General features: G+C 56.4%; 18 protein-coding genes and 1 pseudogene. 5 read left to right on the plus strand and 14 right to left on the minus strand.

The window, feature by feature from the left end; genetic code table 11:
* Positions 1 to 187: 187 nt before the first annotated feature.
* The 4 genes from JMF94_RS13620 to JMF94_RS13635 form a co-directional block, all read right to left on the minus strand.
* Positions 188 to 841 carry an ABC transporter ATP-binding protein gene (locus JMF94_RS13620; protein WP_240825754.1) on the minus strand — a complete coding sequence of 218 codons (654 nt, stop codon included), beginning with the start codon at positions 839 to 841 and terminating at the stop codon, positions 188 to 190.
* The gene (locus tag JMF94_RS13625; RefSeq protein WP_240825755.1) at positions 838 to 1,533 is read right to left on the minus strand and encodes an ABC transporter permease; all 696 of its coding nucleotides are present in this window, start codon (positions 1,531 to 1,533) and stop codon (positions 838 to 840) included. The genes JMF94_RS13620 and JMF94_RS13625 overlap by 4 nt, the downstream gene beginning before the upstream one ends.
* 103 nt (positions 1,534 to 1,636) lie before the next feature.
* The gene (locus JMF94_RS13630; RefSeq protein WP_240825757.1) at positions 1,637 to 2,464 is read right to left on the minus strand and encodes a substrate-binding domain-containing protein; all 828 of its coding nucleotides are present in this window, start codon (positions 2,462 to 2,464) and stop codon (positions 1,637 to 1,639) included.
* A gap of 165 nt (positions 2,465 to 2,629) precedes the next feature.
* Positions 2,630 to 3,637, minus strand: coding sequence for a TOBE domain-containing protein (locus tag JMF94_RS13635; protein WP_240825759.1), 1,008 nt, complete (start codon positions 3,635 to 3,637; stop codon positions 2,630 to 2,632).
* 158 nt (positions 3,638 to 3,795) lie between these two features.
* Between JMF94_RS13635 and JMF94_RS13640 the strand changes: the two are divergent.
* Positions 3,796 to 4,022: pseudogene (locus tag JMF94_RS13640) on the plus strand (IS1595 family transposase); the annotation flags it as partial.
* Positions 4,023 to 4,177: 155 nt separating this feature from the next.
* Here the strand turns inward: JMF94_RS13640 and JMF94_RS13645 are convergent.
* The 4 genes from JMF94_RS13645 to JMF94_RS13660 form a co-directional block, all read right to left on the minus strand.
* Positions 4,178 to 4,999, minus strand: coding sequence for a hypothetical protein (locus tag JMF94_RS13645; protein ID WP_240825761.1), 822 nt, complete (start codon positions 4,997 to 4,999; stop codon positions 4,178 to 4,180).
* Positions 5,000 to 5,040: 41 nt separating this feature from the next.
* Positions 5,041 to 6,141, minus strand: coding sequence for a choloylglycine hydrolase family protein (locus JMF94_RS13650; RefSeq protein WP_240825763.1), 1,101 nt, complete (start codon positions 6,139 to 6,141; stop codon positions 5,041 to 5,043).
* Positions 6,142 to 6,283: 142 nt separating this feature from the next.
* Positions 6,284 to 8,479: a tetratricopeptide repeat protein gene (locus JMF94_RS13655; protein ID WP_240825765.1), complete on the minus strand. Its 2,196-nt coding sequence runs from the start codon at positions 8,477 to 8,479 to the stop codon at positions 6,284 to 6,286.
* 2 nt (positions 8,480 to 8,481) lie between these two features.
* The gene (locus tag JMF94_RS13660; protein ID WP_240825767.1) at positions 8,482 to 10,164 is read right to left on the minus strand and encodes a sulfatase-like hydrolase/transferase; all 1,683 of its coding nucleotides are present in this window, start codon (positions 10,162 to 10,164) and stop codon (positions 8,482 to 8,484) included.
* Positions 10,165 to 10,920: 756 nt separating this feature from the next.
* Between JMF94_RS13660 and JMF94_RS13665 the strand changes: the two genes are divergently transcribed.
* On the plus strand, positions 10,921 to 13,581 hold the full coding sequence (locus tag JMF94_RS13665) for an EAL domain-containing protein (protein ID WP_240825769.1): 2,661 nt from the start codon (positions 10,921 to 10,923) through the stop codon (positions 13,579 to 13,581).
* A gap of 10 nt (positions 13,582 to 13,591) precedes the next feature.
* Here the strand turns inward: JMF94_RS13665 and JMF94_RS13670 are convergent, their stop codons facing one another.
* Positions 13,592 to 14,794 (minus strand): GGDEF domain-containing protein, encoded by a 1,203-nt coding sequence (locus JMF94_RS13670; RefSeq protein ID WP_240825771.1) that lies wholly within the window; start codon positions 14,792 to 14,794, stop codon positions 13,592 to 13,594.
* Positions 14,795 to 15,064: 270 nt separating this feature from the next.
* On the opposite strand from JMF94_RS13670, the gene JMF94_RS13675 reads away from it, so the two are divergent.
* Positions 15,065 to 15,796, plus strand: coding sequence for a sulfite exporter TauE/SafE family protein (locus JMF94_RS13675; RefSeq protein WP_240825773.1), 732 nt, complete (start codon positions 15,065 to 15,067; stop codon positions 15,794 to 15,796).
* Positions 15,797 to 16,051: 255 nt separating this feature from the next.
* Here JMF94_RS13675 and JMF94_RS13680 read toward each other — a convergent pair whose 3' ends face one another.
* From JMF94_RS13680 to JMF94_RS13700, 5 genes are all read right to left on the minus strand, one after another.
* Positions 16,052 to 16,654 (minus strand): DJ-1/PfpI family protein, encoded by a 603-nt coding sequence (locus tag JMF94_RS13680; protein ID WP_240825775.1) that lies wholly within the window; start codon positions 16,652 to 16,654, stop codon positions 16,052 to 16,054.
* A 2-nt stretch (positions 16,655 to 16,656) separates the two neighbouring features.
* Positions 16,657 to 17,625, minus strand: a complete 969-nt coding sequence (locus JMF94_RS13685; RefSeq protein WP_240825777.1) for a GlxA family transcriptional regulator — start codon at positions 17,623 to 17,625, stop codon at positions 16,657 to 16,659.
* Positions 17,626 to 17,819: 194 nt separating this feature from the next.
* A complete protein-coding gene (locus tag JMF94_RS13690; protein ID WP_240825778.1) occupies positions 17,820 to 18,863 on the minus strand; it encodes an SEL1-like repeat protein in 1,044 nt (347 codons plus the stop codon).
* 3 nt (positions 18,864 to 18,866) lie between these two features.
* The gene (locus JMF94_RS13695; protein ID WP_240825779.1) at positions 18,867 to 20,594 is read right to left on the minus strand and encodes an LIC12162 family protein; all 1,728 of its coding nucleotides are present in this window, start codon (positions 20,592 to 20,594) and stop codon (positions 18,867 to 18,869) included.
* Between the two features lie 2 nt (positions 20,595 to 20,596).
* On the minus strand, positions 20,597 to 21,658 hold the full coding sequence (locus JMF94_RS13700) for an N-acetylneuraminate synthase family protein (protein ID WP_240825815.1): 1,062 nt from the start codon (positions 21,656 to 21,658) through the stop codon (positions 20,597 to 20,599).
* Positions 21,659 to 21,856: 198 nt separating this feature from the next.
* Between JMF94_RS13700 and rdgB the strand changes: the two genes are divergently transcribed.
* Together rdgB and JMF94_RS13710 are read left to right on the plus strand one after the other, a co-directional pair.
* Entirely contained in the window at positions 21,857 to 22,486 is a 630-nt protein-coding gene (gene rdgB / locus JMF94_RS13705) for an RdgB/HAM1 family non-canonical purine NTP pyrophosphatase (protein ID WP_240825780.1), read from the plus strand.
* Positions 22,487 to 22,502: 16 nt separating this feature from the next.
* A complete protein-coding gene (locus tag JMF94_RS13710) occupies positions 22,503 to 22,769 on the plus strand; it encodes a hypothetical protein (RefSeq protein ID WP_240825781.1) in 267 nt (88 codons plus the stop codon).
* Positions 22,770 to 22,853 lie beyond the last annotated feature (84 nt).

The raw sequence follows: 22,853 nt of genomic DNA on the forward strand, positions 1-22,853 counted from the left end.
CGCAGTTACGCCCGTTTGTGTTTATCCTTCGATACCATTGCGAGAAAAAAAAGTGCAAGCGGGTAAAAAAAATGTCTCGCTTTTCTCCTGTTAGGGGAAAAGAAGAGGAGGAAAAGGGAGTTTTTGTGCAAGAGGGAGGAAAAGGAGAATTTGCTGTAAGGGAAAACCGGGATGATACAGGCAGGATCTATAATGACGAAACGCGGGCGTCCATGTCCCACGAGGTGCCAAGCTTGATTTCACGGGCATCAATGGCACGCAGCAAGGCAGGGTCGTGTGTGGCGCAGACAACAGTCATGCCTTCTGCCGTGCTGTTCCTTACGGCCAGAGCAATGGCCCGTGCGCTTGCGGCATCCACATTGGCTGTTGGCTCGTCAAGCAGCAGCACCCTTGGCCGCAGGGCCAGGCGCGATGCCAGGGCAACCCGCTGGCGTTCGCCGCCAGAAAGTTCGTGCGGGCCGCGATCCGCAAAATTCCAGGGATCGTCAAAACCTGCGGCCTGCATGCAGCAGTCAAATGTCTGCCGCAGATCTGCCCCTTGGTGGCGGAGTTTCAACCCAAGCACCACGTTATTGAAAACGCTCATGTGCAGCAGATAGGGATCCTGCAAAAGCAGGGTTGCCTCCTTGCGGCCCTCTGCCCCGCCAGCATACCGCAGCTCGCCAGAAGCAGGGTGCTCCAGAAAGGCCAGCAGCCGCAACAAGGTTGATTTGCCGCAACCATTGGGGCCGGTGAGGAATACTGCCCCGCCTTCTTCAATAGCAAGGTGCTGAACATTGAGCGCTTCGCGCCCATTATAGCGCTGTACAAGGTTGCGGGCTTCATACAGCTTGCCGCTCATGCCCGCCCCCTGCGCCGGAAAAATGCAAGCGCCAGATTGACCACAAAGGCCATGAGCAACAGCACAAGGCCAAGGGCAATACCCTGAGCAAAATCGCCCTTGCTGGTTTCAAGGGCAATGGCCGTTGTCATGGTGCGGGTGGCGTAACGAATGTTGCCCCCAAGCATCATGGCCACGCCCACTTCTGTAATCACGCGGCCAAAGGCCGTAACGCAGACCATGCCCACGGCGTAACGGCACTCCCACAGTGCGTACATGGCAAGCTGCCTGCCGTTGGCCCCAAGCGTGAGCAGGGTCTCGCGGCAGCGGGGATCGAGGTCTTCAAGCGCCTGCGCTGTCCATGAAACTACAATGGGCAAGGCCAGCACCGCCTGGCCGATGGCCATGCCCGGCAGGGTAAACAACAGTCCATATTCGCCAAGGGGGCCGCGCGCGGTAATGAAGGCATAGACCAGCAGGCCGATCAACACTGTGGGAAAGGCCAGCAAGGTATCTGAAACCAGCCGCAGCGCCCTTTTGCCGGGAAAAGAGCAATGGCCAAGCAGAAAACCCAGCGGCACCCCCAGCAGCAGAGCTGCCGCCATGGCGTAGCAGGTAGACGCAATGGTTGCGTAAATAGCCGAAAGCGTGGCCTCATCCATGTGCATGAGCAGATAAAGCGCGTTGCTGAATCCGCTGAGGAGATAATCCATTACTGCCGCTCGCTGCTCTGGTCAAAATAGCATTCGCCCGAAGCCGGGGCACACCACCGGCCCCGGGCGAATGCGTGTTGCATGCCTGCGCTACCGGGATGCGCTACTTGTTGGCATTGGGGAAGAAAAGCTGTTTCCCCTTGAGCATGTACCCGGCGATCTTCTGCTGTGTGGTCGGGGCAACCCACCAGTCTTCAAACTTCTTGGCAAGGTCGGTCTTGACCTTGGGGCACTGGGCCGGATTGACCGTGATGACGCTGTACTGGTTGAAAAGGGCCTTGTCGCCCTCAACCACAATAGCCAGCGGGTTTTTGTCGCCCATCTTGTCGGCAAAGGTGATCCAGGTTCCACGGTCGGTGAGGGCGTATGCCTGCTTTTCGGCAGCCATGTTCAAGGTAGAGATCATGCCCTGCCCGGCAGAAAAATATTTGGGATCCTTGTCGGGCACAATGTTGCTCTGCTGCCACAGCTTCTGCTCCGCCTTGTGCGTGCCGGACTGATCGCCACGGCTCACAAAGCCCGACTTGGTATCCAGAATACGCTTGAGCGCCTCGGCAGTGGTCTGCCCTTTCACGCCAGCGGGGTCAGCCACGGGGCCAACGATCACAAAGTCATTGTACATGACCTGACGGCGGTCCACGCCATGCCCGGCCTTGACAAATTCAAGCTCAGCCGAAGGCGCATGCACCAGCAACACGTCGGCATCACAATTTTTGGCGATTTCAAGGGCCTTGCCTGTGCCCACGGCAACCCATTTCAGCTCAATGCCGGTTTCCTGCTTGAAGACAGGCTCCAGATATTCGAGCAGGCCGGAATCCTGCGTACTGGTGGTGGTTGCCATCATGAGAGTATCAGCGGCCAGAACTGGCGCGGCGCAGGCCATGTAGCCAGCAGCGCAAGCCAGAAGCAGAAAACGGGGAAAACGGAACATGGATCAGACTCCTTTTGAAGAGGTAATCTTAAAAGACCAACTCTGTTCAGCGCGACTTTAATCACGCTATCATGAAAAAACGGGACATAAAAGATTGCAAAAGGAGGCGCAAAACAGGGAGGCAACAAACCAGCTTCATGCGGGCCGCAGCAATATCAGAAAAAACTACTCAGCCACCAGCCGAACAGCGCTGGAGGCAAAATGGGCGTACACCTTTTTGCCGTCACGCAGATGCATGGTGTCCAGCGTGCATGTGTCGACAGTTGCCCGAAGGGTTGTGCCGTCTGACAGACCGACGCAAACAAAGGTTTCCACCATGTCAGAGTGCAGACTTTCCACCACGCCCTTGACGCAGTTGGCAAGACTCATGGACGAGTTTTCAAGGCTCAGGACTATGCGTTCCGGGTCTACCCTCACGCTCAGCACCTGATTTTCGTGCACTTCATGCAGGGCGGCTTCTTCCGGCGTGCAGGCCACTGCGAGCCTGAAATCAGAAAAAGTGGTTATCTCCACATATACCTTGCGCATGCCGGTAAATATGCGGGTAACAATGCCCCAAAAAAGATTGGTTCCATCATCGGCCTCGCCGCCGTGGCAGGCACTTGCAGAGGTGCCATTTGCCTGGACCTGCGAGGTGAGCAGCTTACGCGCTTCGCCGTCAGAAAAGTTCAGGAATGCCAGCAGTTGGTCAGCATCCTGTTGCCCGAGGAATTTGAGCACCAACGGCATGGGCACATGCAGTTCCAGCAACTCAAGCCCGCGTGAATAACGTATGGCACGTGGCCCAACGCAGGCAGACGGCAGATCCATCAAGCTGCCCACGGCATAAAATTTCTTGCGCAGAAAGCTCTGGTCAAACTGTAAAAAATCAGGCTCCGCCGCCTGCGGCAGACCAAGAATGCGCCGGATATTGCGCATGGCGCTTACGGGCAGCAATATTTCGCGCGCATTGGAGCCAGAAACACGCAGCATGCCCGTGACGGTGTCTATGGATGAACGAAGCTCCAGCCCCAGTACCTCGCCCAGCCGCAAGCCGCCGTAGCGCATCAGTAAAAAAATCAGATGCAGACGCGCCCGCATGGTTTTTTGCGTGCGTGTTGCGGCCTCGGCCTCCCACTGCTCCCAGCACAGGGTCAGGCCTTCGAGTTGTTGGCGGGTCAAGTGATTGCGCATGGTTTTTCTCAACGCCACAGTAGCAGGTTGTGCCGCCGCTGTCAGCTTTCCCAATTCCTCTGTTGCGCTTGCGCCTCAAACGCACTGAAGGATGGTGCAAAAATCCGGGAATACGCGTGCCATACCCTACTCATACTACAACTTCAAAGAACCTGCCAAGAGTGCAACATGGAAACAATGAATTTGCAATAAACACTCATATATTAATGGCATTGAAAACTTCTGGGCCTTCGCCAAGACGCGCCTTGTGCGCTTTAGTGGGCTGGCAAAACACACATTTTACTTTCATTTGAAATAATGCGAATTCTGCTTTAATCACAGAAACGAGGATCTTTACAAATTCGTCCTCAAAATGCTCAGAAAAAGACCTCTCTGCTTGGCATGAAACTTTGATATTGTAGCATATTGATTGGAATTTTTTTCGCTTAACGGGTCACGATCAAGCCCTTCGTTCCCCATACAAAAAGCCGCCCCTGATCTTCAGCAAAAAAGATCAGGGGCGGCTACCTTCCCTTCAGGCTGTGCCAAAAGAGCTTTTATCTAGAATGTCAGCGCCAACCCCACAACAGGGCCATGCTGAACAGCGTTGACCTTGAAGTTATCCCTGCCGCTGCCGGATTCATAGTTCAGCCCAACGGCGCGATAGCCCAGGATGGCGGTGGCATTTTTCCAAAAATTATAGCCCACTACGCCCATGGCGTCCCACGTGTTGGTTGAGGCAGCCCCAAAGCCGCCCACCCCGCCACGCAAATCCATGAACCAGTGTTTATCCAGATGAATGGTCGTTCGCGCGCCCACGATCGGGTCTACCCAGCTTCTGTATATGCGGCTGGATGCTTCCAGTTGCTGATATTCCGCGCTCAAGCCCATTTCCATAGTCCAGATTCTCACGCCACCCAGAATATCGAAGCTTATCTTGCCGCCATTGTCGTTGAGCGGCACGGTGCCCAAGCGGTAAAATGCAGCAACGTCAGACATTGTGGACGTCATCTGCCCGTCAAGCGAAACACCCTTACGCGAAGTCTGCTCGCCCATGCGCGCATAATTGACCTCGGCAATCAAGCCCACCTTATCCCGGTAGTACATTTCCATGTGGGCCATGGCAGCAAAGTTCAAGTACTTTTCCAACTGCCCAAAGCTGTTTGATACGTGGGTTTCATGTCCCCTGGCCCCCAGGGTGCCGGTAAAGCCCGTAAGCCAGCCGTATGGAATCAGCACCAGCTTGAAGTCGCTTTGAGCGCTTTCATCCGCCTCTGCCGGGGCAGGCTCGACAGCCAGAGCACCACAGACAGGCGCACATACCATAAAGACCAAAACTGACAGAGACAAAACCAGTGAGGCCGCACGCTGTTTCATATTCATAGTGCTTCCCTTTTGTGTACGCTACCAACGGCGGCTTGTGGCTACGGGGCTGGCTTGGCCGAATCTGTCACGTCCTTGTAATCGGGCTGGGTCATTATGGGAATGACTTTAGGCCCTGAGGCATTTGACAGGGCCTTGAGCACATCGACCATCGACCAGTTTTTATTGTAGTAGGTGCGGAAGTAGTAGCGCAGGCGTTCGGTGTCGCCCACCACAGACCAGATGGTCATGTCATACTTGTCACCTTCGGGAGTTTTCTGGCGCACGGCCCCCTTGGGAATATCGGCGTTATCAATAAGCGTCATGGCCAGATTCACGCCGGCATCGGGGCCGCTGACAGGCAGGGCGGTCTGCGTCAGAGCCACAAAGCGCACAAATCGGCTGGGAGGAGTGTAATCACCGGGCAAGCCCAGCATGCCGGAGCCCTGCCCCGTGGGGTAGATGGAGAAACCTTTCAGATCAAGTTTGGGAACGCCGTTGGCGGAGAGATTCACGTAGTTGGAAAGGTTGATGACCATCCAGTCAAAGGGCGGCGAATTGGTCATGACTCCCAGAGGGTTGTCATAAACATTAAGGCGGCCTTCCATGTATTCAATAACAATGCAATTCCCCCCGGCGTCGTGCACCACGTAATGCATGGGCAGACTGATCGGCACGATCGAGGGAGCTTCGCAAACTCGTATGTTTTTGAGGCCTTCACGCACTTCATCTGCCGTGGCAAAATTGGAAAGCAGCCAGTTGGCCACTTCAAAATTGGCAATGGTCTTGGTTGAAAAGGCGGGATCATAAGGCTGATACCCGGCATACCCGGAAAAGAACAGCATGCCGACTATCAGGCCTTTTTCATTCATGCCATCGCTGACCAGGGGCGGGCCGTAATCACGCATGCCGACAAAGCCATATTTTGACGTCCACGTGGCGCCCTCCTGCCTGCCATCGGGCAATGTGCCCCTCATGACAGTGCCCTTGGGCATCACGGCAACCTGAGGCTGGTCAGATGTGGAGAACTCCATTGTTCGGGCATAAAAAACGTGCCCTTCCGTGGATTTCACCCTGAGGCTGGTGCAGGCCTGCGACTGCATAACCGCACCAACTGTAACCGCCGCCACCAGAGCTAACCCCAATAAGATTCTTGGCGCCATACCTACCCACCTTGCTGATTATTCATCCTACATGGACAATTGCCCCTCTCCACTTTTGAACTTCACAAACCATTACCGTCAAATTACTGCTGCCCGCAAATACGGCAGCGTACATTGCAGATCGCAGCCAGCATACCCGCACTCACTGCGCCTGCTGAGCAAAACTTTTTGCGCACGCGTTCTCGATATCTGTATCGCCGCTGATCTGGCGGATGGCCTGGGCGTAACGCTGATTGCCGCCTTGCATGCCAGCGGCCTGACACAGATACCCCAGAGCCTTGGCGCGGTCAGTTCTGGCAGCAAGAAGACCAAGATTATAGGCGGCGTCAGACATGGTCGGGGCAAGGCGTAAAGCCTTGAGCAGCATTTGCTCTGCCTCCGCCCGGAAGCCTCTCTCTGCCAGTATCAGGCCAAGATTATAGGCAATGGCTGCATTGTCGGGATCAATATCGTATGCTTTGCGCAAGGAAGCTTCCGCCCCGGCCATGCTGCCCAGACGGGCCAGAGCCATGGCGGAATTAACATGGGCGGCGCTGGCGTCCGGGCGCAGACGCAAAGCGGCCTCATAAGCCGAAAGGGCCGCTGCGGGTTCGCCCGAGCGCAACAGGTAGTTGCCGCGATTATAACTGCCCGCCCAGTCATCGGCTCTGGCAGAAAAGGATTGCTCCAGTTCCTCTCTGGCCTTGGCAACAGCTTGTCGCGAGGATTCAGGGATATTCTGGCTCTGCACGCCAGCCAATGCCTCGGCGGCCCGAACCCGCACAAGCCGGGAGGGATCAACGCAAGCCTTGGCAAGGGCGTTCACGGTGACTGCTTCGCGATTTTCGGCCAGCGAGGCAGCGGCACTGGCGCGGACCAGTTCGGATTCATCGTTCAGGGCAGCGCGAACCATCGGCCACTTGGCGCTGTCCAGGCAGGCGCGCAGCAGGCGCAACATGGATGCTGCGTAGACAGCATCCCGCCCCGGCTCCGTCAGGGAGGCAAGCATGGCTGGCAATTGGCTGAAATTACGCTGCCGCGCATCCAGAATATGCCGGGCGCGGGCCAGCACAGGGGCCTGATAATCCCTGGGCCGCCATTGGCGCACAAGGGCATCTGCCCATGCGGCGTCCTTGTCCGGATGGCAACCAAGGCAGGCGTTTGGCGAGCCAAAACTGGCAGTTGCGGCAGGCGTGGGCGGGCGCATGGAGTGGTCGCTCCGGCTCATGCGGGCAAAGTCCGTCTTGGGCATATGACATGAAATGCAGCGGGAGCCGGGGCTTTCCGGCTTGTGCCGGGTGTGTTTGTCCAGCCCGGCCTCCTTGTCCTTATGGCAAGGCAGGCATGCCTGATCTGGATCCTTGGCCTGACGGAAACGCCCGCTGGAGGTATGGCAAAATATGCATTCCAGTTTACCCGCGCGCACGCAGGGGGCAGAAAGCCATGATGTGAAGGTGAAGTTTTCCCCCAGGTCGCGCCCGTCTGGATAGTAATCCTCATTTTCCAGCAGGATCAGATCAAAGTGGTCAAAAAAGCGTTCGCCAGGGCGGAATGAATCCGTGATGGGCGACATCTTCGCATGACACGAGGCACAGGAATCGTCGCGCTGCTGGCGATCCAGATCTTTTTTTATACGGATGATTTTCAGATCCGCAGGCGGCTTTCCCGGTTGCGCGGCAAGGCAAACGTCATTGTGAGCCTGCGACGGCCCGTGACATGTTTCGCAGTTGATGCCCGGCTCACGCCATGTGGTGCGGTAGCTGTCGCTTGCCGCATCATAATTGGTGGTCAGCTGGCTGACATGGCAGGCGTGGCAGGAGGTATTGAAGGTGTAGGCGCGGTCGCGCCAGTTGAGGCCCTCGTGCCCGCCAGCCCGAAAGTGGGGGCTGTGCCGCGTTGCACTGTCTGCAACTGCAAACCACTGGCGACTGCGCACGTCAAAAGCCAGAGGCAGGGTCTGCAAGCGCCCGCGCTCAAGGGTTGTAAGAAAATAATAAACGTTTTTGCCGCCGAGCACCTGCGCAATGGCGTAGTCGTGTTCGCCGTCCGGGCCCGTCTCGCGCACAAAACCCAGCCCCGGCCCGCAATAGGCGCGGTACACCCGCCCGCCGGATTCAATGCCCTGATCCTGCGGGGCCAGCTGCGCCCCAACCGTGGCATCTGTATACGGCTGCATGGCCAGCCCGTGACGGGATGTGGACCAGAGGGAATAAAATTTTTCGTGGCAGCCCTTGCAGCTTTGCGAACCGGCAAATCCCTCGGCGGCATCGGCGGCAAGAGTCGCGTCCGGCCCGCAGACAAGGGCAAGCCCCAGCAACAGGGCCTGCCCGCATCTGCATATATTCTCCGCTATGTTCAAGCCTAGTACCCTGGCAGGCGGAAATTGGGCGGATACTTTTGCAACACGCCACGGTAGCGGCCAAATTCCGAATTGATGACATTCCCCACCGGTATGTGGCGAATACCCACGGAATCGTCTTCCTGCGGATTTGTGTACAGGTTGAACATCACAAGGCCGCCGGTTTTTTCAACGATGCCGCCGGTAAAGCCGCCATTGTAACCCTTGCGGGTGATCATGTCGGTGATCTGCACAGCCTTGTGCAACTTGAACTCGTCAATGCGCACAGCCGCAAAGGTGGTGCCCAGCCAGTACAGGATGCTTCGCCTGTTGGAATTGCCCTTGTCCGCCAGCAGGAAGGAAAGCTGGTCGATGCCGTCCACATAACGGTCTGGGGGCAGCAGCTTGGCAAGCTCTGCTCCGGGCTTGCCAGCGAGGGAAAGCGCTGTAGGCAAAATGTCCGCAAGGTCAAAGAGACCTTCTGTCTTGCGGGGGGAGATCACGCCCTTGAAATAGGCAAACGTGGGAACGCGGGTGCCGCCTTCCCAGGTAGTGCCCTTGTATCCACGGAAAGGCGAACGGCCATAGGGCGAGACTTCACCTTCCGGCCCGTTATCCGAGGTAAAAATAACCAGCGTGTTGTCAATCTGGCCGGAATCCTCAAGGGCCTTCATCAGGCGGGCGAAGACATCGTCCATCTCAACCATGCAGTCGGAATACGGCGTGCAGGCGCGGGATCTGCCCAGATACTTGTCGCTGGGATAGTTATCAAAATGACATCCGCGCGTGCCAAAATACAGAAAGAAAGGCTTGGGATTTTTTGCCTGAGCCTTGATGAAATTTTCACCGTAGGTCGTCAGGTCGTCATCCAGATGCTTGATGCTGTCGAGGTCAATAACCCGCAGATCCTTGCAGCCTTTTTCGCCTTTTTTGCACTGCACTTCGCTGTGGCTGAAGGGGGCGTTTTCAAAAGCGGCAAAACGGGGGGGATTAAGGGCAATCTCTGGGTTGGCATTGATGTCGCGCCACTCCGTGTATTCGTCAGAAACCGAAAGGAATCCACGAAAATCGTCAAAGCCGACATTGTTGGGCAGGGAGCCTTCGTTTTCACCCATGTGCCACTTCCCTATGCCCTGGGTCACATAGCCCTGATCGGAAAGCAGTTTTGCAATGGTGATGGCCCCGTCCAGACCGCCCGCCTGCCCGTACATGGGCGGGTACTGCAAGCCGTGATGCACCGGAAGCTGCCCGGTCATGATGGTGGCGCGGGTTGGCGTGCAGCTTGGCTGCGAATACGCGGAGGTCATGATAAGCCCTTCGGAAGCGAATTTGTCCAGCGAGGGAGTATCGTTGCCCACGGCTATGCCGCCGCCGTTAAAGCCCACATCCATCCAGCCAACGTCATCAAGCACAAAAACCAGGATGTTGGGTTTTTTACCGAACTTTTTTTCCAGAGCAGCCAGTTTTTCCCGAACGGCCTTGTCCTGATCTGGATGGGGAATGACAGGCTCCAGATTGTCGGCGATTTTAACGCCGGGGACAGTCAGATACTGGTCGGGGTGGGGATACCCCTTGGCTTGAACGGGGCCTGATGACGTCCCCCTGTCGTTTTGCGCAAGGGAGGTTCCTGAAACAAGCGCCATTGCCCCCAGCTGCATGAGGGTCAGGGCAGAACACAAACAGATAAAACGCAAGAATTTATCCATGCTTCCTCCGAACAACAGTGCTTAGCTGAAGATGTTCAAAAAAATAGCATTGTAAATACTGCTTGACTAGATAAAAAATTACTATTTCGCGATATTCGTAACCATAATGATTCTATAACTTTTATTTTTACATCATATTATTATGGCATATTTTCAGTACAAAATTGTTATACCGGCTTGAAATATAAAACATTCATGTCCGATCATTTTTACTTTTATATAACCTGTCTACAATATTGTTTTTATGATTTTTATAAACTTCAAAGAGACACGCGTCACCAACAACAAACTACAAACACGATATATTAATAAAATAAATTTTATCATACATCACCTTTGTGAACCTTGGTCATAACCTTAAGAAATAAAAAATATATACATAGAGCAATTAATATATCATCCCACACCATATTTTCTATGCGCGTCAAAGAATGGTACGTGCATGAAACGCTTCTCTCCAGTTATGGCATAAGGCCCGAACCAGCAGATACTTGATCAATATTAACCTGTGCGCAGAGCAGCAGCCCCCTTTGCGTGCCTTAAATACCGGTGGATATTTTTACCCTGCCACCCAAGCCAACAAAAAGTTCCATTATTTTAGATTGTTATATTTTATCTAACTATTTTTATTCAAAAAACATACGGCATCATGTAAACTTGGAGCCACAGCGAGTAGGTGGTGCCGCACCCCACTGCATGCGGGCAAATCGGCTTCCACTGTACCCGACTGAATTCCTTTCAAATGATGGTGAGATCATGCCCACAGCAGAGCAAAGCACCAGAGAAAAGAAAGGCGCGTTATGCAACTGCAACAGGCGCATGCTTGCCATCACGGCGGCGTCCCTTCTTTTTCTGCTGACGATCATCTGGTCGGCAACCCTGTGGGACATTGCACGCTCAGAAAGAGAAGTTCAGTCAACTGTTGAAATTACCACGCGCACTCTGGCCCGCGCCCTGAGCGAGCACATGATGTCCACAATCAAGCGCCTTGAGCTTGCCATCAAGGAGCTGGATGCCACATGGGCTCCCGACCAAAAGGATATTCGCGCAGAAGCGGAGGGGCTGAAAAAAATCATCGGCGATCTTGCCCTGCAAATTTCCATAGTCGAACCTGACGGCCTTGTTTCCTATTCAACCCTGCCACACACAACAGGCATAAGCATAGCCGACAGAGAGCACTTCAGCGTACACCTCACCCCGCCGTGGCGGGAAATTTATGTTGGCAAGCCGGTTTTGGGCCGTGTTTCCGGCAAATGGACCATCCAGTTTTCCAGCCCAATTGTCCGACAAGACAAACTTGTCGGCGTCATTGTTGTTTCTGTTGAGCCAGACTACTTTGCCTCATTCTTTCGCAGCCTTGGCCTTGATGCGCAAGACTCCATCGATGTCATCCGCTCCGACGGCGCACTGCTTGTGCGCTCCACGGGAGCGGGCCTCATTTATGGGCACATCATCAGCGGCACAGCCTATCTGAAAGCAAACTCCCCCATCAGCGGCAACTTTCGCCGCCCATCGCAGATTGACGGCATTGAACGGATATTCGGCTATTACAAAATTGGCCAGTATGGGCTGACCTTTGTGGTGGGCAGCGCTGTGGGCAACGCCTTTGCGCCCTTTGAGCAGATACGTACCGCCACGTTATGCGCGGCGGCGCTGGTATCTGCCCTGCTGGTGGCTCTGGCCTTTCTTGCCTACGACAGCCTGCGCCGCCGCGATGAAGCCGAAAAACAGCTGGAGCTTACGGGGCAGGTATTTGATTTCACTGGTGAAGCCATCTGCATAACAGACAGCGAAACAAACATCCTGGCAGTCAACGAATCCTTTTGCCGCCTCACGGGTTTTTCGCAGCCGGAGATTATCGGCAAGACGCCGCGTGTGCTGGCCTCAGGCCGTCACGGTCCGGAATTTTACAAGCATATGTGGGATCAGCTGTTTTCAAACGGCTGGTGGGAAGGCGAAATCTGGAACAAGAAAAAGGACGGCACCTTTTACCTTGAATGGTTGAACATCAAGGCTGTGCGCAATCTGCGCGGGGCCATAACCAACTATATCGGCGTGTTTGCCGACATCAAAAAAATCGCCGTAACCCAAAGGCGCATTGAGTTTCTGGCCACGCACGATGAACTGACCCAGTTGCCCAACCGCGCCGTGTTTTGCGACCGCCTGCAAAAAGCGCTGGATTGCTACCCGCCCACCAGTTGCCAGTTTGCTGTTGCCTTTATCGACATTGATGATTTTAAGATAGTCAATGATTCCATAGGGCATGCGGCGGGCGACAGTCTGCTTAAAGAAATGGCCCTCCGCCTCACCACCGCAGCTGGCGCGGATGCCGTTGTTTCACGCTTTGGCGGCGATGAATTTACCCTGCTGCTGGAAAATGTGGACGATGCCAAGGCTGCAGCCACTGCGCAACGCATCATTGAGTCTTTACGCCAGCCCATTTCTGTATGCGGCTTTGAAATCTACGCAGGGGTCAGCATTGGCATAGCCGTGTACCCGCAGCACGGCAGCGACATAAGCAGTCTTTTGCAAAATGCCGATATTGCCATGTACCATGCCAAGGGACAGGGCAAAAACACTTTCAGCTTCTTTAATGACGAGCTGCAGATCAAGGCAGCCATCCAGCTGCAGATAGAAAGCGGCTTGCCGCGCGCCATTACAGAAAACGAGCTGGTTTTGCACTACCAGCCGCAGGTGGAACTGGATTCCGGACGCATAATCGGGCTTGAAGCCCTTGTGCGTTGGCAGCATCCCAATGACGGGCTGCTGTTCCCTGGCAAGTTCATTCCCCAGGCGGAAAAAACACGCCTTATTGACAAACTGGGCGAATGGGTTGCCGACAACGCCGCCGCGCAGATCGAGCAGTGGCGCGCCGCAGGGCTCAACCCGCCCAAGGTTTCCATAAATATTTCACCATCGCAATTTTTGCGTGGCGCGGCCTTGCCCATGATTGAGCGAATCCTCAACAAATATTCCATCCCGCCGTATCTGCTCGCCATTGAGCTGACGGAAAGCGCCCTTATGACCGACCCCAAGGAGGCCCGCCGCGCTCTAGGCAAATTTCGCGATATGGGGCTGGAAATTTCCATTGACGATTTTGGCACCGGTTTTTCTTCGCTGTCGTCCCTGCGCCACTACCCCATCAACAGGCTCAAGATCGATCAGTCTTTTGTGCGGGATCTGGACGAAGCCCCGGATGCCTGCGCCATCACGCAGACGGTCATTGATCTGGCAAAATATCTGGGCATAGCCTCCATTGCGGAAGGCATTGAGAACGAAGGGCAATTCACCAAAATCAAAATGATGGGCTGCAATATCGGGCAGGGATTCTTTTTCGCAAAAGCGCTTTCAGTGGAAGAACTGGAAAAAAGAGGATTCGTCAGCACCGGGCCGGCAATTATCACGCGCGACCAGTAGCACCCTCCGCTCAGGCGGAGTGCACCACGGTATTCTTGCCCTTGGCCTTTGCGGCGTACAGGGCCGCATCTGCCGCGCGCAGCAGTTCCCGCCTGTTTTTCTTTCCCGTGGGCTCCAGCACCGCAACTCCGGCGCTCACGGTAACAACATTGCCGTGCCTGCCAGTTGCATGCTCAATGCACATCTGTGCAAAAGCCCGCACCACATCCTCCGCCAGTGCAAGCGCCTCTGTGGCGCCCATGCCGGGCAGGATCAGGGCAAACTCCTCCCCGCCATACCGGGCGGCCACATCTGTGGTGCGCCGGGCATGCGCTTGCAGAACCTGCGCCAGTTTGCGCAGGCATTCATCGCCTTCCTGATGGCCGTACTGGTCATTGAAGTTTTTAAAGTCGTCAACATCCAGAATCACAATGGCCATGCCAAGCCGCCCACGCACGGCCCGCTTCCATTCGCTCTCATACGCGGCATCAAACTTGCGCCTGTTGGCAAGGCTGGTGAGGGCGTCTGTCTCCGACATATCCTGAAGTTCTTCGTTGGCGACCCGCAGTTCCGCTTCCATTCTTGCAAATGTCATGGCGATAATGCTGAAAGTCAAAATCGAGGCAATGAACATTGCCATGAGCAGCAGGGCCTTGGCCATGTCATCCGGCCCGGAGGGAAGGCACTGCACGGAGTTGAAGGCCTTGTACGCGCGCAGCACAAACACCGCCCCAAGGACAACAAACATCGCCGACAGCAGGGATTGCGTCGCATGCCGTTTCCAGCCCTTGACCACATACGGCTCAAAACCGATGCGGAGAAACATGAAAGCCATGCCAAGGGAAAATACGGCAACCCTTGTGCACGTGTTGAAATCAACAAACATATAATAGGCGATTACGGCTGAAGCTACCGCAAAAACACCATAATTTATCGCCATGCGACGCTTTGGCCTGACACCGCCATACAGCAGCAGGCCACGGAACAGGAAAACTCCGGAGAGCAGCATCAGCACGCCGCCAGAGTAGAGGGAAAGCAATAAATCAAAAGGACGGAAATAGTTAAGAAACAGCCCTACAGACCAGCAAACTAGCCCAAGTGTCATACTCCCGAACCCAGGATAGGTGCGGCGGTACAAGTACGTGTACACAAGCACGGAAGACAGCGAGAAATAGAGAGCCGCCACGAGAACTGCCATGGTAAAGGCATCAAAGTTGCTCAAAAGATCAATCATTGGCAACAATCCGTAACGGTTGGGAACAAGCCAAAATTTCAGAATGCCTCAGAAACCTTGAGCAAGATTAGCATGTTGATCCATACCTGAAAAGGCGCAAATACTCCCCCGCCCTGCCAGACACGAACACTCCTTTTACGCCACCGCCCCTTTCCGCCAGGTTGACCTGCTCCGTGCTTCACGCGTAAGGCCAAGAGGTGGCTGCAACCTGCCGTGTTGCCTGTTGAATACGTTCCACCCCGGCCCTGATGCCGGATCAGCGAAGGCCCTATGGATATTCCCGTTCTTGTAGTTGTGATCGCCTGGTTTGTGGGCGGTTTTGTTTCAGGTGCAAGCGGCATCGGCGGCGCCATGATCGCCCTGCCCCTTGCGGCCCTGTTTATTCCCATTCAGGTTGTCATCGCCCTGAGCTGCATACTTAATCTTGTTATGGACGGCATGATCGCCGCCATGCATTTTCGGTTCTGCAAGGTTCGCGCGCTGTACCCCCTGTTTGCCGGGGCCATCCCCGGCTCCATCATCGGCCTTTTCATTCTCCAGATGGTTCCTGGCAGCATGCTCCAGGGCATGACCGGCATACTCCTGCTGGCATTTGTGCTTTGGCAGAGCCGCTCGCGCCTAAGCCAGACCGGGCAGGAATCCTGGCTCAAGGGCGGGCTTGCGGGCTTTGCCTCGGGCGTGCTTGGGTCGGCCATCTCTTTTGATGGCCCTCCAGTGGGAGCTTACGGCCTCTATGCCGGGTGGACTCCACGTATATTTCTCGGCACGCTGGGCGTATTTTTTATCATCAGGGCTTCACTAACCTGCGTTCTCCAGGCCGGAGCGGGATTATACACGCCCGAGGTGCTGCGCTACGCCGCATACGGCTTGCCAGCCACTGTGCTGGGCACGCTGTGCGCCTTCCCCGTAGCGAAAAGGATCAATCCAGAACGCTTCCGCACCGTGCTGCGCGGCATCATTGCCGTTGCGGCTCTCGTCTGCATCTGGCGGGCGTGGCTGTAGCGCTCAACCATTTGTAACTTTCCATCAGTATTGGCCTCCTCGCGGAGGCCTTTTCTTTGCGGCAAAGGCGCAGGGCCGGAGCTGACCACGGCCACGGTAAAGCCGTTTACAACTGAAATGAATGAATTACCCTCAACAATCTGACAATATTTCAGCAGTTTGCCATCACACACGCGGCGCAGCCCTGTTACCCTCACAGAGCTGCGCCGTTATATTTTCAACCAGACAATTCAGGCTGGCAGGGGTTGAAGCCGCCTAAACTTCGGCGGTATACGGCGGGGCCGGATCGTACTGCAAAATTTTGCGCACAAGGCGGGCGTGATCAGGGTCATGTATCTGGCCCACAAGCCACAGGGCCATATCCATTCCCGCAGAGACGCCCTGCGAGGTGACGATCTTGCCGTCGCGCACATAGCGCGCATCCGGCAAAGCTGTTATTTCTGGGTCTCTTTCAAAGGCGTCCATAAGCTGCCAGTGCGTTGTGGCCCGGCGCCCCTTGAGCAAGCCGGCCTTTTGCAGAATCAACCCACCGGTGCATACGGCGGCAAGGTATTCCACCTTTTCGTACTGCTGCCGCACCCACTCCAGAATGCCGGGGTCGCTCCAGGCGTATTCGGAAACTTCCGCCGTGCCGGGCAACAGCAGCACATCCAGCGGCGGGACGTTTTGCAGGCTGTAGTCCGGCGAAATACGCAAGCCGCTCAATCCGCAGAGGGGTTGCCCCGTGCAGCTCAGCGTCACCACCCTGCCGCCCCCGGCAAACTGGTTAGATGCCGCAAAAACCTGCATGGGCGCTACAAAATCCAGCTCTGCCACCTGTTCATAAATATATATTCCGTATGTGAGGCCTTTTTTCATCTTTATTCTCCTTTAAAAAAATGTCGGCTGTACTGGTGGGGACTCAGGCCAAGGCGGCGGATGAAGGCCTTGCGCAGGCGATCTTCGCTGCCAAAACCCGCCGACTGCGCCACCGAGGCAAAGGAATCAGCCCCGAATTCAATAAGTTCCCGCGCCCGGGTAATACGCAAGCCTTCCACAAAGCGTGCGGGGCTGCTGCCGGTTTCTGCGGGGAATACCCGCGCGAACGAGCGGGGGCTCATGTTCGCCACCTCTGCCATGCGCTCAACAGTCAGATTTTTGCCAAGATTCGCCTCCAGCCAGCGCACCAGAGGGGCAAACCTGCCCGCATTGACCTGCGCGGCCAGCGCGGAGCTGTACTGGCTCTGGTTGCCGGGGCGGCGGCGGTACAAAAGCAAGACGCGGGCGACTTCCATTGCCAGTCTGTCGCCGTAGTCTTCCTCAACCATATCCAGCGCCAGATCTATGCCCGCCGTAACGCCGCCGCTTGTGGACGTGTTGCCGTCGCGTACAAAAATGGCGTCAGGCTCCACGGTAATCTGCGGATACAGTTCGGCCAGGCGACCAGCCACCAGCCAGTGGGTTGCCGCCCTTTTGCCATGCAGCAGACCACAGGCCGCCAGAATGAACGCCCCGCTGCACACGCTTGCTATGCGCGCAGATCGGGCCGCCGCCGCACTTACCTGCTGTATGATCTGCGGATTCTCCGATATGGCTTCCGCATTCACTGCGCCGGGAACAACGAGAATATCCGGCGAAAGATATTCAAGTGTTGTTTCCGCCGTCAGCACAAGACCGGATGACGTTCGCACAGGGCCTGGGGTGCAGGCGGCGAACACGGGGGCATAGCCCTGATCCTTTTTGTTGGTGTGCGCCAGGATATCCGTAGCCGCCGCAAAAACTTCCAGCGGGCCGGATACATCCAACGAGACAATGCCGGGATAAAGAAAGAAAACAACGCGCTGTTTCATGTGTGCAGAATAGAAAACGACCGCACTGGCAGCAATGACAAAAAATAGTCTTTTTCTGCCACAATGGCGGATACAGGGATGCCGCAGGAACAGACGGTGCCGATTGGCAGAAAGGCAAAGGCCGTCCGGCATACTCGCAGGTATGCCGGACGGCCTTTATATTTTTGGATGTCGGGTCTTCTGGCCCGTCTGGTTTACTGTTTCTTTTTATCGCGGGTCTGTTTGGTGGGGCTGCTGGGAGCTGCGGCCTTGGCAGGAGCCTTGGTGGACATGCTGCGCAGGGCGGCCTTGGCATCTGGATCCCCGTTCTTGGCGGCAAGCTGATACCAGCGGTTGGCTTCGGTCAGGTTGCGGGGAACGCCCGTACCCTGTTCGTACATGAGGCCAAGGCTGTACTGAGCGGCAGCTTCATTCTGCTCCGCAGCCTTGCGGTACCAATCCACAGCCTGGGTATAATCCTGCGCCGCGCCGCGCCCCTGCTCATACATATAGCCAAGGTTGTACTGCGCTTCAGCATAGCCCTGCTCCGCAGCGCGTGTATACCACTGCACGGCCTTGGCGGGATCCTGGGCATAGCCGCGCCCTTCAGCGTACATGTAGGCCAGGTTGTTCTGGGCTTTGGCGTGATCCTGCTCTGCAGCCTTTTCAAACCAATGGGCCGCCTTGGTGTCGCTCTGGTTTTCGCCCTTGCCGTTCATGTAGGTCCAGCCCAGCGAATACTGTGCCGAAGCCAGCCCCTGATTGGCGGCCCGGGTGTACCAGTCAATGGCGGCGGCTTCATCCTTGGCCACGCCCTTGCCATAGGCATAGAGGTAGCCAAGATTGTACTGGGCCATGGCCAACCCCTGATCGGCGGCCTTGCGGAACCAGCGGGCGGCCTCGTGGTAATTGCGTGGAACGCCATCCCCGGTAACCAGCGATGTTGCCCACGAATTCATGGCGCTGACGTCGCCCTTTTCTGCCGCCAGACGGAAAAATTCCGCAGCGCGCGTATTGTTTTTCTTCACGCCCTTGCCTTCAAGGATCAGGCGACCCATAACATAGAGGGCTTCGGCATTGCCGCTGTCCACCAGCGGCTTGAGCACGCGCACGGCCTGATCGTAATCGGCCTTGTCCAGCGCGGCCTGAGCCTCGCGCAGGGTCGAGGCATCATCAGCCAGAACAGTGCCGCCCATGAGCAGAACAGAACAAAATACCGCAGCCACCAACAGCGACAACGAAAAGACACGAACTTGCATGTGTTACAGACTCTTCAGCATTTTCAGCCAGTAAGGGTTAGGACCGCCCGGAACGGTCAGGGCCTGCTGCGCGCAGTAGGCCTTGCGCGCCTGCTGCGCCTTATCGCTCATCCACCATGCCAGCGGATCACTCCAGACCTCGGCGGCCTTGGCGGCGGCCTTCTGGGGTGTTTCGTGCCATATACCGGCTTCGGCCAGCATGTCCAGCAGGGCCGTGGCATCGCTTGTCAGCGCCCAGGCCTCGCGCCGCCAGAACAGCACCATGGGGATATTGGCAACCAGCGATTCCAGCAGTGTTGTGCCGTTGTGATCCAGCACCAGCAAACGGCAGGCATAGAGGTGGTTTGACAACATGCCTGTAGCCATTCGCACAGCGGGGAAACGCTCCAGCACCCAATCCGCATCGCGCAGGGAGCCGGGAACCGGGAAATAGGGGCGGTACAGCGAACAAGCCTGCACATCGCGCCCCAGAGCTTCAAAAAATCGACTTTTATCCTTGCGGTATTCCACTACCTGCAAGGGCGAGGGATGCGCGTCAAGCCGATAGGGAAAGGCGGGCATTTCGGTGCCGACATACAGCAGGTTTTCGCCCTTCTGCCCCTGCCAGCGCCCTTCAAGGCCATCAAGCTGCGGGTAAGGCAAGGGAACAAAATTGCCCGCGCTGCCCTGATGCTGCTTCCAGCCCCAGGTGCCAAAGGCATGCTGGCTGTATTCCACCATCTCCACATCTGAAACGCAACGCACCTGCCCGTAGTCGCTGCCATGCTGCACATACATGAGGCGGTTGCCGCGCCCCCGCCACTTGGCCAGCGACTGGCGGTAATCCGCATCTTCATAGGCCAGCACGCTGGCAACGCGCAGACGCGGCCCCAGCGGATCAGGCGTAAGACGGGCCGGATGCTTGTGACTTGCCAGCAGTTGCGGCAAGGAAGCCATAAACAGCGTCACCAGCGTACTGGCGAAATTTTCTGGCAGATCCGCCGCAATACCGGTGGCGGCGCTGCTGTACTCCGCCTGCGGGCGCGACTTGTCCGGCCCATGGCTGCGGTGCAGCAAGGCCAGCGAAAAACGCAAAGTCTGGGCAATGCTCATGCCCTTGAGCCGGGGGCAAGGCAGGCGCAGCATCAGCTTGCGCAGCACCTCACGCACCTGCTCCTTGCCGGAGAGCTTTTCCTGCTCGCCATACTTTTTTTGCACCGAGGGCAGATATTCCATGCTCCAGGCAGCGGGAAAGACCTCTTCCAGCAGGCGCGAGAACAGCCAGTGGTTGTAGGTATGCCCCAACGCCCCGTGCATCACAAAATCCGGCCCGGTGGCAAAACTGAACGAGCAGTCACGCGGCAGCAGCGGCACATGCAGCGGCTCCTGCCCCCAGGCCTGCACCATGGCCTTGACCCGCCACCAGCGCTCCACAACCTGCTTGGAAACATTCATTGCCCACGGCGTGAGCAGGGTCTCCCAATAGGCAGGCGGCAAATTGCGGGCATGCGGGCATATACGCTCGGCGACATGAGGCAGCATGTCGGCGCAGAGAGCCTTTACCTCCTGACAGGCCCGCTCCTGCAAGGGAATCTCGACCAGCGGCTCAGGAGCAAAGGTGAATTTTTTATCCCAGTCGGGAAAAAATTCTTCCTGCTCTGCAAAGCACCAAGGCCCGGCCGCGCGAAAAACCGCAGGGTCGGCCTTGTGGGGCATGCGCCCAAGAACAAGGGTTACGCGCCCGTTGCTCATAATCAGGCCCTGTCAAGATCGGCCCAGGAAAGCACGGTATCTTCCGGCAGATCGCGGCGGGCGCGCATACCGAGCACCTCGTCGTAATTACGGGGGGAGATGCCGTGCGCGGGGCGCTTCCAGGTAAGATCGGCAGCGGTCAGCGGCTGACCGGCAGGCACAGCCCGCGCCGTCACCAGGGAGCGGCGGGCATGCTGCCGTGCTGGTTCTTCTTCTGGCAGGGCGCGCAGCTCCATACCGCCCACGCTGGTCAGCGTGGCGTTGAGGCGCTTGTAGAAATGCTTGAGGTCTTCCTTGTCCATGGCATGATAATGGTCATTGCCGGGCAAGGTTTTGTCGTGCGAAAAATGCTTTTCAAGAATGCGCGCGCCCAGCAGGGTGGCGGTTTCAAGAATATGCATGTCGTTGGGCAGAGTGTGGTCGGAATAACCAATGACATGCTGGGGGAAATGCCGCTTGAGCGCGGGAATCATACCCAGAGCCGCGTTTTCATCAGCAGTCGGATAGTTGAGCACGCAGTGCAGCAGGGCCAGCTTGTTGCCCTTTTCTTCAATCCATTCCACGGCTTCTGCAATTTCGTGCAGATGCGCCGCGCCGGTGGAGAGAATAATGGGCTTTTTGAAATCGCAGAGAATGCGGATAAAGGGCTTGTTGGTAATGTCGGACGAGGAAATCTTGAACACGTCCATGAGGTCGTTGAGAAAGTGCGCCGACTCCACGTCAAAGGGCGTGGACATGAAGGCAATGCCCGCAGCGTCGCAATGCTTCTTGAGGGCTTCAAATTCGTTCTTCCAAAAAGAATCGTGCTTTTTGAAGAGCTCGTACTGGCTGGAGGTGGGTTCCTTGGAGGTATCCCAGTAGGCAGGAGAATCCTTGGAGGCCAGGGTTCCTGCCTTGTAGGTCTGGAACTTGATGGCATTGGCCCCGCCCTCGGCGGCCTCGTCAACCAGACGGCGGGCAATTTCCATGCTGCCCTCGTGGTTCACGCCAGCCTCGGCAATAACATAGGGAACGGGGATGTGGGTTTCCTGAGTGGGGACATCGAATATTTCCATGAGTTTCATGCTCATTTCCTCTCTGATGAATGATGGGGGAAAACTATACTCCCGCAAGATGCAAAAGAAAAGCACACGCTGTGGCCCATTCACATAACATTTTACAATAACAGTATATTTAAACTATCCGGGCGTTTTACCCAACGCTCTTTACCTGCGGCCCGCCTGCGGATATGTTCTTTGCCCAAACCCATAAAGGATGCAGACATGGCGCACAGCAAGACACTTCGTATCGTTCTGGCCACGCAGAACGCGGGCAAGGTTCGCGAACTGGCCGACCCGCTGACCGAATTCGGCGTGGAAGTTCTGGGGCTTTCCTCCTTTCCTGAAATTGGCGACATCGAAGAGACCGGCACCACCTTTGAAGAAAACGCTCTCATCAAGGCCCGGGCCGTGGCGGCCCTGACCGGCCTTGTGAGCGTTGCCGATGATTCCGGCCTGGAAGTGGACGCACTGGACGGCGCACCGGGCGTGTACTCTGCCCGCTATTCCGATGACTGGGAGAGCCTGCCCGGCGAAAGCCGCGATGCCCGCAACATCCGCAAACTGCTGCACGCCATGGCCGCAGTGCCCGCTGAAAAACGCGGCTGCCGCTTTGTCAGCTGTATGGCCGCCGCCAAGCCCAATGGCGATGAACTGGTGGTGCGCGGCACATGGGAAGGCACCCTGCTGGAAAGCCCGCACGGGGACAACGGCTTTGGCTACGACCCTATTTTCTTTGATCCAACAGCGAACAAATCCGGCGCGGAACTGACGCGGGATGAAAAAAACGCCCGCAGCCACCGGGGCAATGCCCTGCGCACCCTGCTGGCCCGCTGGGCCGAATTTATGCGTTAAGACGCGACACGCACCAATGATGCGGACGGAACAAATCGCCCGCAAAGATCGCATGGCTACAAAGCCAAGAAATCAGGAGCAGGCGGGGCAACCCGCCACTTCTTTTCTACCCCGGCTGCAAGGCCGCGCGCTGCGCCCTCCTGCCGATGCGCAGAACGCCCCACGAGTTCCGGAGGAACAGACCGTCATTTTTATGCCAGTCAGGGCAACCGGCAACCGGATCTGCTCATTTTCCACGCGCCGCCAGTCTCTAAACTTTTTCGCCTTTGCTCCGTTAAAATAACTGAGGTGCAAGACCTTCGGCATTTTTGCATGGAGGCAAAAAATGCCTTTTGGGCAGCCCGGAGCAAAACAAATGCTCCGCGCG

This window comes from Desulfovibrio sp. UIB00 (assembly GCF_022508225.1).
GTDB lineage: Bacteria > Desulfobacterota > Desulfovibrionia > Desulfovibrionales > Desulfovibrionaceae > Desulfovibrio.

What these genes read in the sequence shown, in the direction of transcription:
- JMF94_RS13620 (WP_240825754.1), bottom strand. Translation starts at nt 841, where the DNA reads ATGAGCGGCAAGCTGTATGAAGCCCGCAACCTTGTACAGCGCTATAAT.
- JMF94_RS13625 (WP_240825755.1), bottom strand. Translation starts at nt 1,533, where the DNA reads ATGGATTATCTCCTCAGCGGATTCAGCAACGCGCTTTATCTGCTCATG.
- JMF94_RS13630 (WP_240825757.1), bottom strand. Translation starts at nt 2,464, where the DNA reads ATGTTCCGTTTTCCCCGTTTTCTGCTTCTGGCTTGCGCTGCTGGCTAC.
- JMF94_RS13635 (WP_240825759.1), bottom strand. Translation starts at nt 3,637, where the DNA reads ATGCGCAATCACTTGACCCGCCAACAACTCGAAGGCCTGACCCTGTGC.
- JMF94_RS13645 (WP_240825761.1), bottom strand. Translation starts at nt 4,999, where the DNA reads ATGAATATGAAACAGCGTGCGGCCTCACTGGTTTTGTCTCTGTCAGTT.
- JMF94_RS13650 (WP_240825763.1), bottom strand. Translation starts at nt 6,141, where the DNA reads ATGGCGCCAAGAATCTTATTGGGGTTAGCTCTGGTGGCGGCGGTTACA.
- JMF94_RS13660 (WP_240825767.1), bottom strand. Translation starts at nt 10,164, where the DNA reads ATGGATAAATTCTTGCGTTTTATCTGTTTGTGTTCTGCCCTGACCCTC.
- JMF94_RS13665 (WP_240825769.1), top strand. Translation starts at nt 10,921, where the DNA reads ATGCCCACAGCAGAGCAAAGCACCAGAGAAAAGAAAGGCGCGTTATGC.
- JMF94_RS13670 (WP_240825771.1), bottom strand. Translation starts at nt 14,794, where the DNA reads ATGATTGATCTTTTGAGCAACTTTGATGCCTTTACCATGGCAGTTCTC.
- JMF94_RS13675 (WP_240825773.1), top strand. Translation starts at nt 15,065, where the DNA reads ATGGATATTCCCGTTCTTGTAGTTGTGATCGCCTGGTTTGTGGGCGGT.
- JMF94_RS13680 (WP_240825775.1), bottom strand. Translation starts at nt 16,654, where the DNA reads ATGAAAAAAGGCCTCACATACGGAATATATATTTATGAACAGGTGGCA.
- JMF94_RS13685 (WP_240825777.1), bottom strand. Translation starts at nt 17,625, where the DNA reads ATGAAACAGCGCGTTGTTTTCTTTCTTTATCCCGGCATTGTCTCGTTG.
- JMF94_RS13690 (WP_240825778.1), bottom strand. Translation starts at nt 18,863, where the DNA reads ATGCAAGTTCGTGTCTTTTCGTTGTCGCTGTTGGTGGCTGCGGTATTT.
- JMF94_RS13695 (WP_240825779.1), bottom strand. Translation starts at nt 20,594, where the DNA reads ATGAGCAACGGGCGCGTAACCCTTGTTCTTGGGCGCATGCCCCACAAG.
- JMF94_RS13700 (WP_240825815.1), bottom strand. Translation starts at nt 21,658, where the DNA reads ATGAAACTCATGGAAATATTCGATGTCCCCACTCAGGAAACCCACATC.
- rdgB (WP_240825780.1), top strand. Translation starts at nt 21,857, where the DNA reads ATGGCGCACAGCAAGACACTTCGTATCGTTCTGGCCACGCAGAACGCG.
- JMF94_RS13710 (WP_240825781.1), top strand. Translation starts at nt 22,503, where the DNA reads ATGATGCGGACGGAACAAATCGCCCGCAAAGATCGCATGGCTACAAAG.